11 protein-coding genes are annotated in these 13,485 nt (G+C 42.4%); 7 read left to right on the top strand and 4 right to left on the bottom strand.

The window, feature by feature from the left end:
- From QXD64_03605 to QXD64_03595, 3 genes are all read left to right on the top strand, one after another.
- Positions 1–3,850: hypothetical protein (locus tag QXD64_03605; GenBank protein MEM3396399.1), on the top strand; the 3,850-nt coding region annotated here is incomplete at its 5' end.
- Positions 3,851–3,854: 4 nt separating this feature from the next.
- Complete coding sequence (locus QXD64_03600) at positions 3,855–4,616, top strand: PKD domain-containing protein (GenBank protein ID MEM3396398.1); 762 nt, start codon at positions 3,855–3,857, stop codon at positions 4,614–4,616.
- Positions 4,613–5,962, top strand: coding sequence for a hypothetical protein (locus QXD64_03595; protein ID MEM3396397.1), 1,350 nt, complete (start codon positions 4,613–4,615; stop codon positions 5,960–5,962). Before QXD64_03600 ends, QXD64_03595 begins: the two co-directional genes overlap by 4 nt.
- Before the next feature lie 1,357 nt (positions 5,963–7,319).
- Here the strand turns inward: QXD64_03595 and QXD64_03590 are convergent.
- The 4 genes from QXD64_03590 to QXD64_03575 are packed head-to-tail and all read right to left on the bottom strand — an operon-like array spanning position 7,320 to position 9,834.
- Positions 7,320–8,711 (bottom strand): pyridoxal-phosphate dependent enzyme, encoded by a 1,392-nt coding sequence (locus QXD64_03590; GenBank protein MEM3396396.1) that lies wholly within the window; start codon positions 8,709–8,711, stop codon positions 7,320–7,322.
- 28 nt (positions 8,712–8,739) lie between these two features.
- On the bottom strand, positions 8,740–8,967 hold the full coding sequence (locus QXD64_03585) for a hypothetical protein (protein MEM3396395.1): 228 nt from the start codon (positions 8,965–8,967) through the stop codon (positions 8,740–8,742).
- A complete protein-coding gene (locus QXD64_03580; GenBank protein MEM3396394.1) occupies positions 8,964–9,353 on the bottom strand; it encodes a hypothetical protein in 390 nt (129 codons plus the stop codon). The genes QXD64_03585 and QXD64_03580 overlap by 4 nt, the downstream gene beginning before the upstream one ends.
- A gap of 31 nt (positions 9,354–9,384) precedes the next feature.
- Positions 9,385–9,834 (bottom strand): BlaI/MecI/CopY family transcriptional regulator, encoded by a 450-nt coding sequence (locus QXD64_03575; protein MEM3396393.1) that lies wholly within the window; start codon positions 9,832–9,834, stop codon positions 9,385–9,387.
- A 151-nt stretch (positions 9,835–9,985) separates the two neighbouring features.
- On the opposite strand from QXD64_03575, the gene QXD64_03570 reads away from it, so the two are divergent.
- From QXD64_03570 to QXD64_03555, 4 genes are all read left to right on the top strand, one after another.
- Positions 9,986–10,948, top strand: a complete 963-nt coding sequence (locus QXD64_03570) for an ATP-binding cassette domain-containing protein (protein MEM3396392.1) — start codon at positions 9,986–9,988, stop codon at positions 10,946–10,948.
- Positions 10,945–11,760 carry an ABC transporter permease gene (locus tag QXD64_03565; protein MEM3396391.1) on the top strand — a complete coding sequence of 272 codons (816 nt, stop codon included), beginning with the start codon at positions 10,945–10,947 and terminating at the stop codon, positions 11,758–11,760. Before QXD64_03570 ends, QXD64_03565 begins: the two co-directional genes overlap by 4 nt.
- Positions 11,760–12,584: an ABC transporter permease gene (locus QXD64_03560; protein MEM3396390.1), complete on the top strand. Its 825-nt coding sequence runs from the start codon at positions 11,760–11,762 to the stop codon at positions 12,582–12,584. The genes QXD64_03565 and QXD64_03560 overlap by 1 nt, the downstream gene beginning before the upstream one ends.
- 252 nt (positions 12,585–12,836) lie before the next feature.
- Positions 12,837–13,478: a 50S ribosomal protein L1 gene (locus QXD64_03555; protein ID MEM3396389.1), complete on the top strand. Its 642-nt coding sequence runs from the start codon at positions 12,837–12,839 to the stop codon at positions 13,476–13,478.
- The last annotated feature ends 7 nt before the right edge of the window (positions 13,479–13,485 follow it).

Genomic DNA, 13,485 nt, shown 5'->3' with positions numbered 1-13,485 from the left:
CAGAGAGTTGATTGGGATTAGAAATTACAATGGCTGGATTTATCTGGCTGAGAAGAACAACACAACCTGGAATGCGGGCAAAGTGCGAGAAACAAATGGGAGCTGGAAGATGGGGTTTGATTTTGTTTCCATCCCGGGTGAGAAGTACTTTGTCTGGGCAGATAATGGGAGCGGTGAGTATCAGATTCATCTTTACATTGATTCCATGGTGATAGAGCAGAAGGAAACTGTGCTCACAGAAGGTGCAGGCAGAAAAGTAATGCCAAGGATGTTTGAGAGCAATGGGAAATGCTACATTATCTGGGAAAGCACGGAAACATTTTACTGGAACATTTTTTATGCAGAAGTAATTGAGCACACAGTGAGTTCAATCAAGCAGATAAGCAATGTGAACACTGCAGTGTCTCTTGAAATGAAGGATGGTTATCCGGTTGCAGGTGCAACAAATTGTGAGTTTGCATTTGATGAGTTTGGATACATCCATGCTGTTTGGATTGAAAACACAAGCGGTACGGCAGTAGTGGTATATGCAACAAACTGGGAGGAGCCAGAGGAAATTGTGGAAGATATAATTGAAGAAGTCCAGTTAATCCCGGATGACGCATTTGATAAGAATCCAGAGGAGAGGAAGCAGGCATTGAGCAACAAGTATGAAGCGTTGATAAGCATGATTGAGGCGAATGACAGGCAGGGTGTGAAAAACAAAATTGAGAAGGACATAATGCCAAAGATAAGAGGCGATGAGAATTCGTGGGTGAAAAACAGTTTCTTTGCAGAGAAGTTAATCACAAGCACGAACACAGTGTATGCTACAAGTGGTGCTGGCATTGGAATTACACTTAACGCACCAACCACAACATCTAATTCTGCAACGCTTTCATGGCAGATTACATGGATACCCAACTGGAACACAAGAAACTTAACACTTTACTGGGGCACTACAACAAACTACGGGAATTCCATTTATCTAAATCCAGATAGTACGAGTTATACGCTTACAGGCTTAACTCCAAACACAATGTACTATTACAAGTTACAAGCCACGGAAAAATATAGCACAGATGGGCAACTTGCAACAGCCACAGCAACTGCTACGGGAACCTTTACAACTTTCAATGCAAAGATATACAATGTTTACATTGTCCCTGCAAGTCCAGAGGGAACAAGTATCAAGATTACATGGCAGACAGACCCTGCAACAAAACCCTACAATAATTATGTGGGTTATGGCACAAACACGAATTCAATGACGATAAAACAAGAGTCAACCTCTACTACAGCAACCACATCACACAGTTGCACGCTCACTGGTTTGACAAAGGGAAGCACATACTACTATTATCTCTATGTGACTGAGCCCTATGTGAGATACCCAGTCTCAGGCTATTACAGTTTCAAAGCAGAGGCGGTAATATTGAGCGAAATCCAGGTAAGCACGACAGCAAACTCGGTAACAGTGACCTGGAAGACAAACTGGGCAAGCGACAGTGTGCTCCACTATGCAAAATTGTTGCCTGTAGATGAATACGGGAACTATGACTGGGTCTGGTACAGGGTTTCAAACACAGCAGTTGTAACCAGTCACTCCATAACCCTTTCTGGTCTTGCAGCATCTAAAGAATACAGATTCAGATTATCCTCTACAGTGAATGGCGTGACTGGGTGGTACATGCCCCCAGATAATTATACCACTTTCAGAACAAAGATGGGAATGCTTTCATGCTATATTACCCAAGATTACTCGCAGTGGCCAGTTGAGAGATGGGGTACAAGTTTCTGCTGGCGACTGAGTGAAAAGCCAGATAGTATTGTCTTAAAAGTGTATAAAATGGATGGTTCGCTGATTTATACTATTATTGTGCAACCAGAAAGTGCAAATCAATCCTATTTATTCTGGACACAGAAACTGCGAGACAGTAATGGTGCTACGAATAATCCACTGGTGCCGAACACAAACTATAAGATAGAGGGAGTATTTACAAAGAATGGTTGGACTGTGAACAGCGGGAGGATACCGATGGTGTATGTGCAGGATACAGATAATGATGGATTGCCTGATGCAGAGGAATTGACACCATGGGAAGTGAGGGCAGATATTGATGGTAATGGCGTAATTGGAAATATTGAGAAATGGAAGACCACATCAGACCCTGGTTTGGTCCATACAGATTCTGACGGGGTTTCCGATGGAGAAGAGAAAATAAGGTACAAAACAGACCCAGGCACAAGCGATACAGATTGGGATGGCGTAAGTGAACCATCAGATATAAATCCGTTACAGAACACAAAATTAAAGGTGAGGATAAGTGAAATAATGGCATGTAACTGGTATTGGGGAAGTGGTGCATCTTATAAGGCCAAAGTGCAGATAGATAATGATGTGTTTTGGACATCTGGATTACAGTGGAATTATCAACCGGGGCAGGTTCCACATCTTTGGCCGAACTGGGAAATTGTGAAGGACATGCCTGATAACAGGTGGACTAGTTATGCCATAAAAATTTCTCTCTATGTGCAGAGGACGGTTAGTGAACAGCAATGCGACATTGGGAAATGGTGGTATGATGGAAAAACGCTTACAATCACATATGATACAGAGAATGGGCGATGGAGCGGGGATGATTATATTGGAGACAACACAGGATACAGACACTCTGACGGTGGTGAGGATGGAAATGCAAACAACCAGAACGAGTTAGACCACCATATTTGGTTTGATGTGGTAATGAATGATCTGGACAATGATGGGATACCGTATTGGGAGGAAGTAAATAAATATTGTACGGATCCTAGTGATGCAGGATGGGTAGGATATTTTGTTATGGATGATATTTATCCTGATATTTCTGCTGTCATAATCAATTATGCAAGAGAAGTGAAAGACCATACTCCATTAACAGACGCTAGAGTTTTCCATGGAACATGGACCAGAGCACAATTAAAAAATGAGCTTATAGAGAAATGGAAACAGGGCATGGTTGGGGCAGTCCTTGTGGGACATGCTCCACCTGCATATTATTTTTATGACAATAATCCTCCAGTATGGGGAGGGTTTATGCCTCAAACTCATATTTCAGATCTCTATTATGAGGACCTTGACGGTATTTGGGACGGCGGAGATGGAAGCATGGAACATCCATTTAGAGTGCATACGGGAGATGTAAACCCTGAGATTTGGATTGGTCAGTTAAGACCGACAACTGTTGACCACAACACAGCAGTTCAGTCTTTAAGAGATTATTTTACACGTGCAATAAATTATCTCCATGGTACTCTTACACGACCTAATAAAGCGTTGGTATACATAGATGACCCATGGGAACCTGATGTTTGTGGGGCGATACCGCCAATTAGAGACGCTTTTAGAGAGGTGTGTGTAGTAAATACTATGGCCCAAACAACTCCTGAGGATTACATAAATAGGTTGACAACTGAGGATTACGCTTTCGTGCATCTAATGGCCCACGGGTCTCCTACGGCACATTTTGTAGATGTGCTGCCTGCAGATCGCCATGTGACTTCTGAGAAAATTCATAACAATAATACAAAATCATTTTTTTATCTTCTCTTTTCTTGTAGCAATGCAGCTTATGATACAGTGAATTATATTGCTGGCGAATATGTATTTGGGGCGACACAGTTTGGCCTTGCTGCGATGAGTTCCTCAAAGGTGGGTGGAATGCTTGGCTATGAATTTTTCTACTCTCATATTAACCGAGGAATGTGCTTAGGCACTGCCTGGTTCATGTGGTGGTGTGATTACGGGATGACGGCAAATACTCCAGACCAAGAGGCATGGTTTGGTGGGATGGTATTTGTTGGTGACCCTTCACTACCTACATGGAGGTGAGAAATTGGAAAAGAAAAAAGCATGGTGCGCACTCCTAACTATTTCACTCGTGATTAATTTTATTTTAGCAATTTTTTGTTTTGGAAAAACACTGTGGAACCAGCCACCGAAAGCTTATGCATCCTGTGCGAGTGAGGCAGATGTAGGTGAGGCTGTTTTATTTTTGGGTGTAGGCGTAGATTCTGACGGAGGTATCGTTCTTGAGGAATGGGATTTTGATGGAGATGGTATATATGATTGGAATTCGCGGGAAGCGAATGAGTTTTTTGGAGTTTGGTGGTATTATAATCGTACAGGGACATACACAGCAGTTTTCAAAGTTACCGACGATTGTGGTGCTATTGCAAAGGTAACGCGTACAATCTATGTGGAGGAAGGGTTAAAATTTTCAATTTCTTTGGTAAAGAAATCGTTCAGAGTAGGGGAAACAATAAATGTTACTGCAACTCTTCAAAATATAAAACACGAGGTAATTTGTGTTGACGACTTATGGTGGGGATGTAAAATAAGTATAGACTATTTTATAATGCACAACGGTTCAATACTGCCCCGAAGGTACCCGGTCATCCCTGGCGTGCCAGAAAGAGTAGCTCTAATGCCTCAACAATCAATTAATGAAACAATAGATTTGTGGGAGTGTTATGATTTCGGTAATCTTACGGGTCATTTTTCACTCCAGGCAAAATATACTTCACGAGGGTACGAGGCTTATTTATGGCATTACACTCTTTATTCAAACATCATAGATTTTACACTAGAGCGATGAAATGGTTGGGCCCCACCACTGTGTTGCTCACCTCAAGCAATACCGATGCAATAGATGTCCATGCTGCTGTGCCAGGCATCTGGCAACTGCCATTCAGAATGCCAAAGACGGAAAAGAAATTGCATGTGGTCTGGCGTGACTATGACGACTGGTATTCCATGCTCTGTTATGCTAGTTTTGATGCAGAACTAACTCAAACAGGAGCGTCGCAGAGGCTAAAACTGGATACAAACTACACCGAGCTTGTTATGGACAGACAGGGGCATCCGCTACTGGGCTTATTTGAGCCAACAATAGCCACGGGCTACTTCGGTGAGGTTTATATAGCCTTTGCTCGTTATGGAACTGAGCGAGGCATTGGAATGACAACGAATTATGAGGAACCTGGAGAGGTTGTAGTCGTGTGGACAACAAATGTACTTAGTTCTGGGAAGTTGGTGAGCTTTGTAAACTCAAACAATGTTATTTTCTGCATCTCATTGAAGGGCTATGCGGATTGGCAACCATGGAATTCGAATTGCCACTACGATATAGAGTACATCCAGAAAGTAAAGCCATTTGTAAAGGCACTTATAAACAAGTTCTGGAATGTTGACCCAGATGCCTACAGGAGGATATTAGTGTATCAAGTAGATAATGAGATGAATCATGAAATATATACTCCAGTTTTTGGAGAGTTATGGATAAGAACTGGTGTGGGACATCATCCTTGGTGGAATAGAGATTTGGAGATCACATTACTTGCAGGAGGTAGCAAGGCAATCAGAGATGCAGAAATAGAGATGAGCGTTGCCCAGAGAATCGGGAAAACCACTCTGATTTGCATAAATCCAAGCTATGATATTATTGCAAATGGGATGGGGAGACCAGAGCAGATTCCGAAGGGATATGACGGACTCAAGTATTATCTTAAATTAATTTTAGATAAACCAGAGGCCAGGGTAGATTTGATTGGGCTTGATTACTATCCAGGGACATGGGTATTAGGCGTAACCGAAAACGATCTGAAAGAAATCGTGATGATGTTATGTGATGATTTTGGTACTCAAAGTAGCTACCACAAAAAGATAGTAGTAGCAGAGACAGGGTTCAGCACTTGGGGGTACAGGCCAGAAAGCCATCAAAAAAATTTCTACCGAACCATTACTTCATACCTTGTAAATTATTACCAAAATGACGGAAAAGAGAAAGGGTTTGTTGGAATCATGTGGTACGAGTTTATATCTAAAGATGAAGGAGGGGCTCCTCACGAAGAGTACTTTGGTGTACTTGTAAGGGACCCAGATGGTACAGTATATAGAACAAAGGAAGTGTGGGGATGGTTAAAGAATGATATCCACCCGTGAATGTATTAAAGGGTTCACAAAATTCGCCAATGACCAACCTATAACTTTAGGTTTGTTGTTTATTTGGCCATTACTTGCTGTTGGTTGGATTATTTTAAAATACTATTTTCGATATCAATGTTTTGTAGGTGATTTTATCATTTTAGGTTTTTTAAGTTTTGTTGCAATATTTTTCAGTCTCGTATATGCAATTCGTGGCATACGCATATATCATTTTTCCTATGTCAGAAAACTTACTTCTATCGGGTTTGTTTTGTTCTCATTTATTCCTTCGCTTTATTCCTTCCTTCTCGTTTTAGAGTGGATGAAAATAGAAGTAAAAGTAAACTTGTGGTTTGGTGTGACTAGGACACATATTTCGATTGTGGTTCTTGTTATTGAGACTATCTGGGCACTTGTGTTTCTTCTAGCGGTCCTCGCCGTAGCGCGTTATGACAGACAAAAAGAAGGAAACATCCACATGCTAGATGTAATTACCCTCCTCATTTGTGGGATGTTACCTCTGATTTGCGGGACCATATGGGGGATGCTATGATGGAAAATTCTCCTCAGCGGGTTGAGGAAAACCTACTAAAAAGACGTAAACTTGTCGTTTCTGTTTACTATCTTATTATCGGCATGGCATATACCATGCTTGATCTTCCTACCCATGATATATTCGCTGTTTTGTACGTGTTTAGGATTTAAATCAAATCTCCTTCTCTCAATTTTTACCTTCGTATGTGTCCTCTCATTATTGCCTGCTTTGATTCTCATCCTAGGAACATTATCGTTATATCTCCAGAAAAGTGGTAAACATCAGAAAAAGCTGGTTAAAAGGTGCAAAAGTAAACATTTCAATATCGATTGTATGGCTAACTATACTATGGTCATATTTTATTTATATATCTAGGTTTTACTGACCGTCCGAAAGGATAACATCCAACTTATAAATCATGCCAAAAATGTACATAGAGTATTTTTGAAAATAATTTTTTGGTAATGAAAAACATCTAATCTGAGTATCCTAGAAAGAGAAACTAAAAAACAAAAAGAAAAATTTGTCCAAGTAGTGATAGATTGTGCGTCCCTCCCATCTACCCTGACGCCACCACTGTGCATGCTCTCTGTACATGAAGTAATGATTATATTGGTTATGTGGTTTCAATTTTACTATTGGGAGGCTCCGCCGCAATGCCATCACATAATGTATTCCGATTTCCTCAAACGCTTTCATTTTCCTCCGTGGAATAATTCTTCCTAGTGTAAACCTTCCACAGATACTCTACTGTCTTCTTTTTACTTCGTTTGAGAGCAGAGTCATACTTGCTTGTAATACAAAATTCTCGTGTATCCTACTAGCTCACCATAACTCGAGCTAAAAGCCCCTCATTTCCACAATTTTTTCGTCAATTTCTTCTACCATTTTCTGTTGTTTCAGCCAGAATTCTGGTTTTCTGGTTTCAACAAGCTCTTCAACTGTTTTTCCCCGCTGTTCAACCCATGTGTAGTACTTCAAATTGAACCATCGCTTCCTTCTCTGGAATGTGGCCTCCTCTATCCAGTCAAGTTTCGGATTGAACACTGTCTCGTGCACAGCCCTTGCACTTGCTCTGTCTATTTTACCGTAGTTCTTCCTCATGTCCGCAAGCACAGAATAATACCTGTCAATTGAATCAGTCGCAATCGTAAATATCACATCGTCCTCATCCATTTCGTAATACTTCGCTGTCTTTATTGCCCCAATTATGTTGCAGATGCCTGAAATCCCAAAAACTGTGGACATGAACTCAACCGTTTGCTTTGGAATCCCAAGCTCTTTCCGCAGGTACTCCATTCCACCTGGCTCACTCAAAAGTTGGAGTCCACGTTTACATTCAATGTCATCAATGCACATGATTGCGTCCATCATCATCACATTGTGTATCCATGTGACATGCTTATCCCCTATGCCCTGAATATCATGCCCACCAAAGCCATTAAGGAAAATAGTGGGGCACTGGATTGGCTCAAGCCCTATTGTTTTTGCCTCATAAAACTCCTGTTTTATTCGCTCGCCAGCAGCAATTGTGCCTCCAGAGCCCATTGCCGAAACAAAGGCAGCCACTCTTCCGTTCCCTATACCTTGTTCCTTCAATTCCTTTACCACATGCAAAATTGTGTTTCCAGTCACATAATAGTGAAATCTGTAATTCCCAAACTCTGCAAACTGGTTCAGCACACGAATCTTCTTATCTTTTTCGGCCAGTTCCTCTGCCTTATCGTAGATTTCCTTCACATTGCTCTCGCATCCAGGCGTTTTAATGTAATCTGCACCGTACCATTTTATCAACTCAAATCGCTCTTTTGACATCAATTCTGGAAGAATTACGATCGACGCATAACCCATTCTAGGTCCGACATAAGCACCGCCGATGCCATAGTTTCCTGTAGATGGCCATACAAGTTTATGGACACCAGGTTCTATCTCTCGATGCACCTGCTTTTCAATTGCACAGGAGTAAGTAGCCCCAACCTTATGGCTACCTGTAGGAAATTCTTTTCCATAGAGAATTACGATGTTTGGTTTAACACCAGTTAATTGCTTTGGCAGCACAAAATAGTATGGTCTGTTTTTCTCATCAACCCATGTTATGTTGTAGAGATTTATTGGGTTTAAAGCATCCTTTTTCTTTTTTGCCTCAATTGCCTTTGCCCTTATGTCCTTCTTTATTTTCTCTGGATTAAGCATTTCCTCAAATGTGGGTCCAAAAACCAGTTTCTTTGCCATGCTTTTCACCACCGCAGGAAATACAATCTCAGATTAAAAACCTTTTCAAACTGCTTAGTGTGATGATTGACTCGTAATCTATCGCGAGTTTATCAGCAATCTCTCTAGGAATCCCATGTTTTCGCAGTTGCTTCCTGAATCGATAAACAGCCCATCTTCTTCTATGTCCCAGTATCAAATAACAAAAAATGAGGCGGAGAAAGAGGGCTGGTAGATGTGCCAGAATAAAGCAGAGGACCTTCACCGCTCTGCTCAATCTTCTTCCTCCAGTTTCTTTGAGACCTTTTCTTTTACTTTCTTCTCAATTTCTTCATCAATATCTTCATCATCTCCATGGAGACCCTCACGCATCAGTTCTCCGAGATTTCCAGCAATGTTCAGATTTGCCATATACTCGGATGTTAGTTCGTATGCTTGCTTCTTGTCCATCCCCGCTTCAACAAGCGTTTTGTAGAATGTCGCAACGGCCTCCGCGAACTTCTTGGATTGCTCCTTCCCATAGAGCACATCCGTGAGTGCGTTCAGCAACGCCGGTACTTTCTCTGAAACCACTGATAGAACTTTTTCCAGCTCCTCCACATCTTTCTCATCGTCCGTATCAATTTTTATTCTCTTTTCCTTTTGTTCGTTTTGCTCGGGCATTTTTATCACCAATTCTTTTAATGCTGCACAACTACTTAAGCAAACCGAGCAATTTTAGCCACTTGTTGACCAATTCACTTGCTACCCTGTATCTGTTTCCTCTGCCCTCCACTTTCTCCACAGCACCCATTTCCAGAAGCATCTTTAGCTTTGTTCTAACGGTGGCTCTCGAACCCTTGCCCCTCCGTTTCCGCAATTCTTCGGCAATTTCAGATATGTTTGCCTCCTTTTTTTCAAAAAGCAGAGAAACGATTTCAGCAGCAATAGGGTCCTTCAGCTCTGGGAGGAGAATCTCAGGGGTGACTTTGCCATACTGGAGATATAGTTTTAAAAGATTGAGATAGTTTGCAGCAAGAGTATTTGTCTGGGCTATTGCCTCAGCAGTCATTTTGTATGGATTGAGCAGTGATGCCACAAGCTTTTCCAGTTCTTCTATTCTTTTCGTTAGATACTTAATCTCGTCCTTCAGGTTTTCTGCCACGAAACAGAGAAGGCACGCACGCTATTAATTGTATCCATTCCCGTACAATTTTGCTGAACTCCCCTACCACTTTTTGTTCTCTCCTCCCCTTTCTGGCTCTCTCAGCATCTATCACAAAGGTTATTTACTGCTTTTCCTATTCCTCAAACATATGCACGCAGATGCAATTAAGTGCGTCAACCTTTCCAGGGATTTCAGAAGCAAGGGCAAGACCGTTCATGCACTCAAGGACATAAATCTCACGGTAAAAAAAGGAGAATTGTTTGGCTTGCTCGGACCGAATGGGGCAGGCAAAACCACATTGATAAAAATTCTCACCACACTTTTGCTTCCCACCTCTGGTAAAGCTTATGTCTATGGCTACGAAGTGGAAAAGGAGTTTCGGAAAATCAGGCCGATAATCAACATGGTAGCTGGCGGTGAAACCTCTGGCTATGGTTTGCTCACAGTTTTTGAAAATCTCTGGATGTTTTCCCAGTTCTATGGAATCCCGAACAAGGTGGCAACAGAACGAATAAATTCAATGCTGGCACGACTTCGCATTCAAGAACTTGCGAAAAGAAAGGTGAGAGCCCTCTCAACAGGCGAAAGGCAGAAAGTGAACATAATCAGGGGCTTCATGACAGAACCAATGATTGTATTTCTCGATGAGCCAACGCTGGGACTGGATGTGGAGACGGCAAGAATGATAAGAAAGTTCGTGAAGGAATGGATTGCTGAAAACAAGGAAAGAACTGTGCTGCTTACGACCCACTACATGATGGAGGCAGATGAGCTTTGCGATAGAATAGCAATAATTGACAGAGGAAAAATAATCGCATTGGATACCCCTTCAGAACTTAAAAAGCTTGTAAAATCAGATGTTTCTATAAACCTCGAAATTAAGCCAGCGATTAGACTTGACTGGCTAGGAAAGATTGAAGGCATTGTGGGACACACTGCATCCCAGCAGGATGGAAAGGTAAAATTGAGATTGGTGGCGAAGGATGATGCGGTGGTGGGCGAAGTTGTATCTGGGATTTACAGGGAAAACGGTAAAATTGTATCGCTCCACAAGGATGAACCCACGCTTGAAGATGTGTTTCTAAAGCTTACGGGCAGAGGGTTAGAATGAACACGGTCTTGCTGAACCTCCGCGCAATTCGAGGAAGGGCATATCCCAGAATAGTCGGCTTAACCCGTGAACCTTCCTGGATTTTCTGGGAAACTGTGCTTCCGCTTCTCAGCATCTCTGCTTTTATCTATGTTTACAGGAGTTTGAATGCCCCTGCGATGTATGAAGGATTTGTGGTGCTTGGCGGAGTTATGACTACATACTGGCTCAATGTATTATGGAGTATGGCTGCCCAGCTTTACTGGGAAAAGGAGACAGCAAATCTCCAGCTTTATCTTGCTGCGCCGATGTCAAAAATGTCCATACTGGCAGGGATGGCCTTTGGAGCGATTGTTTCTACCACACTGAGAGCTACTGCAATTCTGATGGTTGGGATTTTCGTTTTCAATGTGAAGTTCGTAATCTCTTCTCCAATTCTTCTTTTTCTGGTGTTTGTTGTGGCACTTCTTGCCCTCTATGGAATGGGAATGCTCTTCGCCTCACTCTACTTGATGTGGGGCAGGGAGGCATGGTATCTGAACAACATTCTCCAGGAGCCAGTTTACTTTCTATCAGGCCAGTATTTTCCTGTAAAAGCCCTCGGAACTTTTGTGGCTGCTGCAGCATCAGTCATTCCCCTCACACTGGGGCTTGATGCCATGCGGCAGATTCTGTTTCCAGAGAGTATTCCCTGGGGCTTTCTGAATCCATGGATTGAACTGGCGCTTCTTGCTGTGCTCTCAGTGGTCTTCATAATTGCTGCAAAGTATGCTTTAGACAGGATAGAGTATTTGGGGAAGGTGAAGGGCACGCTCACGATGAGGTGGCAGTGATGAACACAAAAGCTGAATTAAAGACAGCAATGTGGCTTGAATTCCAGATTGAGTCAAACTGGACATCTCCTTTCATTTTCGCAATTTACAACATTTTCAAGCCAGTGGGTGCAGCCCTTCTCCTTGTAGCCATGTTTTATGTGGTTGCTGGCAGTTGGACTGGAAACAGCCTGGCATTCATGTATGTGGGCAATGCATTCTACATGATTCTTGCCCAAACGCTCTTTTCAATCGGCTGGATTGTGCATGATGACAGAGAACACTATTCCACGCTTCGCTACCTCTACATCTCCCCAACACCATACTTCAGATATCTGATCGGGAGAAGTATAACCCGCTATGGACTTTCAATTGTGCCGATGCTTGTTCTCCTCCTCCTGGGTCTTGTGTTCAAGCTAGAATATCACTTCAATCTCCTTCTCCTTGGCTTTGCCCTGTTGCTCGGCTTTGTTTTCATTGTCGGTACTGCCTTGATTATCAGTGGTATCAATTTGCTCACCGCTAGACATGGTGGGGCCATAGGGGAAGCATTCGCAGGAATTTTTTATCTGGCAAGTGGTGTTGTTTTCCCTGTGGCAATACTGCCAGGATGGGCACAGCAGATTGCTCTCGCTTTTCCTACCACCTACTGGTTCTCAATAATCAGGATTGCAGTGCTTGGCTATGAGCCAGATGCATTCATGTCTGCTTTTTCCCTGCCAGAACTCTGCATCTACCTTACTCTGCTTTCGTGTCTATATTTCTTCATTGCTTACCTGGTTTTCAGATTTGCAGATACAGTGGCGAGAAAGCTTGGCATTCTGGACATGAGCACAACATATTAATGGAGTGTGCACCCTAGGGTACCATGAGGGCTGACTCTCTTATCTGTATAGTTCTTTCTAGTTCTTTCTTCATTACCTGTGCCTAAGGGTCTCTTACGACCCACAGAACTGGGATACCTTTTTTTAGATGAAACCATTTGAGGCGAAGCTTGAAAAGATTCCGTGGAAATGTTTATATCCATGTACCATTTGAGAGGGTTGCCCATGTAGAAGAGGAAAATCCTCGAAGCCACTACAGGGTAGGTGATAAAGTTGCCAGATCCAGAAATCGTAGAAGTGGTAAAGAAAGTGCTAGAAGAGTCACCCAAACGGAAGTTTCTAGAAAGTGTAGAGCTAGCCATTAACCTGAAAAATGTTGATTTGAAGAACCAAAAAAACAAGATCGATGAGGACATAATTCTACCGAAGGGAAGAGGGAAGGAGATTAAGATTGGTGTTTTTGGAACTGGTGAATTCGCCCTCAAAGCCAAAAATGCAAAGGCAGACAAAGTTATTACACCAGAGGAAATTGAAACAATTGCTTCCAACAAAAGGGCTGCAAGAAAACTCGCATCTGAAATTACATTTTTCATTGCAGAGGCACCGCTAATGATTACAATCGGTAAACGCCTTGGACCCATTCTCGCTCCGAGAGGCAAAATGCCAAGGCCTTTGCCACCTGCTGCAGACCCAGGCCCTGTGATTCAAAATTTGAGAAGAACTGTGAAGGTGAAGACAAAGGACAAGCCCACATTCCATGTGGTTGTGGGTAGCCGGGAGATGAAGCCAGAGGAAATTGCGGAAAACATTGAGGCAGTGATGAACAGAATTGTTTCGAAGCTTGAAAAAGGCAAAACTAACCTTGGTGCAGTTTACATCAAGACCACAATGGGCCCTGCATACAAACTGATGTGAGGTGAAA

This window comes from Thermoplasmata archaeon, assembly GCA_038874435.1.
Lineage (GTDB): Archaea > Thermoplasmatota > Thermoplasmata > Lutacidiplasmatales > SKW197 > SKW197.
This window is presented reverse-complemented; position numbering and strand designations above follow the sequence as displayed.

Excerpts from the sequence above, each read along its gene's own strand:
- QXD64_03560 (MEM3396390.1), top strand. The coding sequence starts at position 11,760 with ATGAACACAAAAGCTGAATTAAAGACAGCAATGTGGCTTGAATTCCAG.
- QXD64_03595 (MEM3396397.1), top strand. The coding sequence starts at position 4,613 with ATGAAATGGTTGGGCCCCACCACTGTGTTGCTCACCTCAAGCAATACC.
- QXD64_03570 (MEM3396392.1), top strand. The coding sequence starts at position 9,986 with ATGCACGCAGATGCAATTAAGTGCGTCAACCTTTCCAGGGATTTCAGA.
- QXD64_03565 (MEM3396391.1), top strand. The coding sequence starts at position 10,945 with ATGAACACGGTCTTGCTGAACCTCCGCGCAATTCGAGGAAGGGCATAT.
- QXD64_03590 (MEM3396396.1), bottom strand. The coding sequence starts at position 8,711 with ATGGCAAAGAAACTGGTTTTTGGACCCACATTTGAGGAAATGCTTAAT.
- QXD64_03580 (MEM3396394.1), bottom strand. The coding sequence starts at position 9,353 with ATGCCCGAGCAAAACGAACAAAAGGAAAAGAGAATAAAAATTGATACG.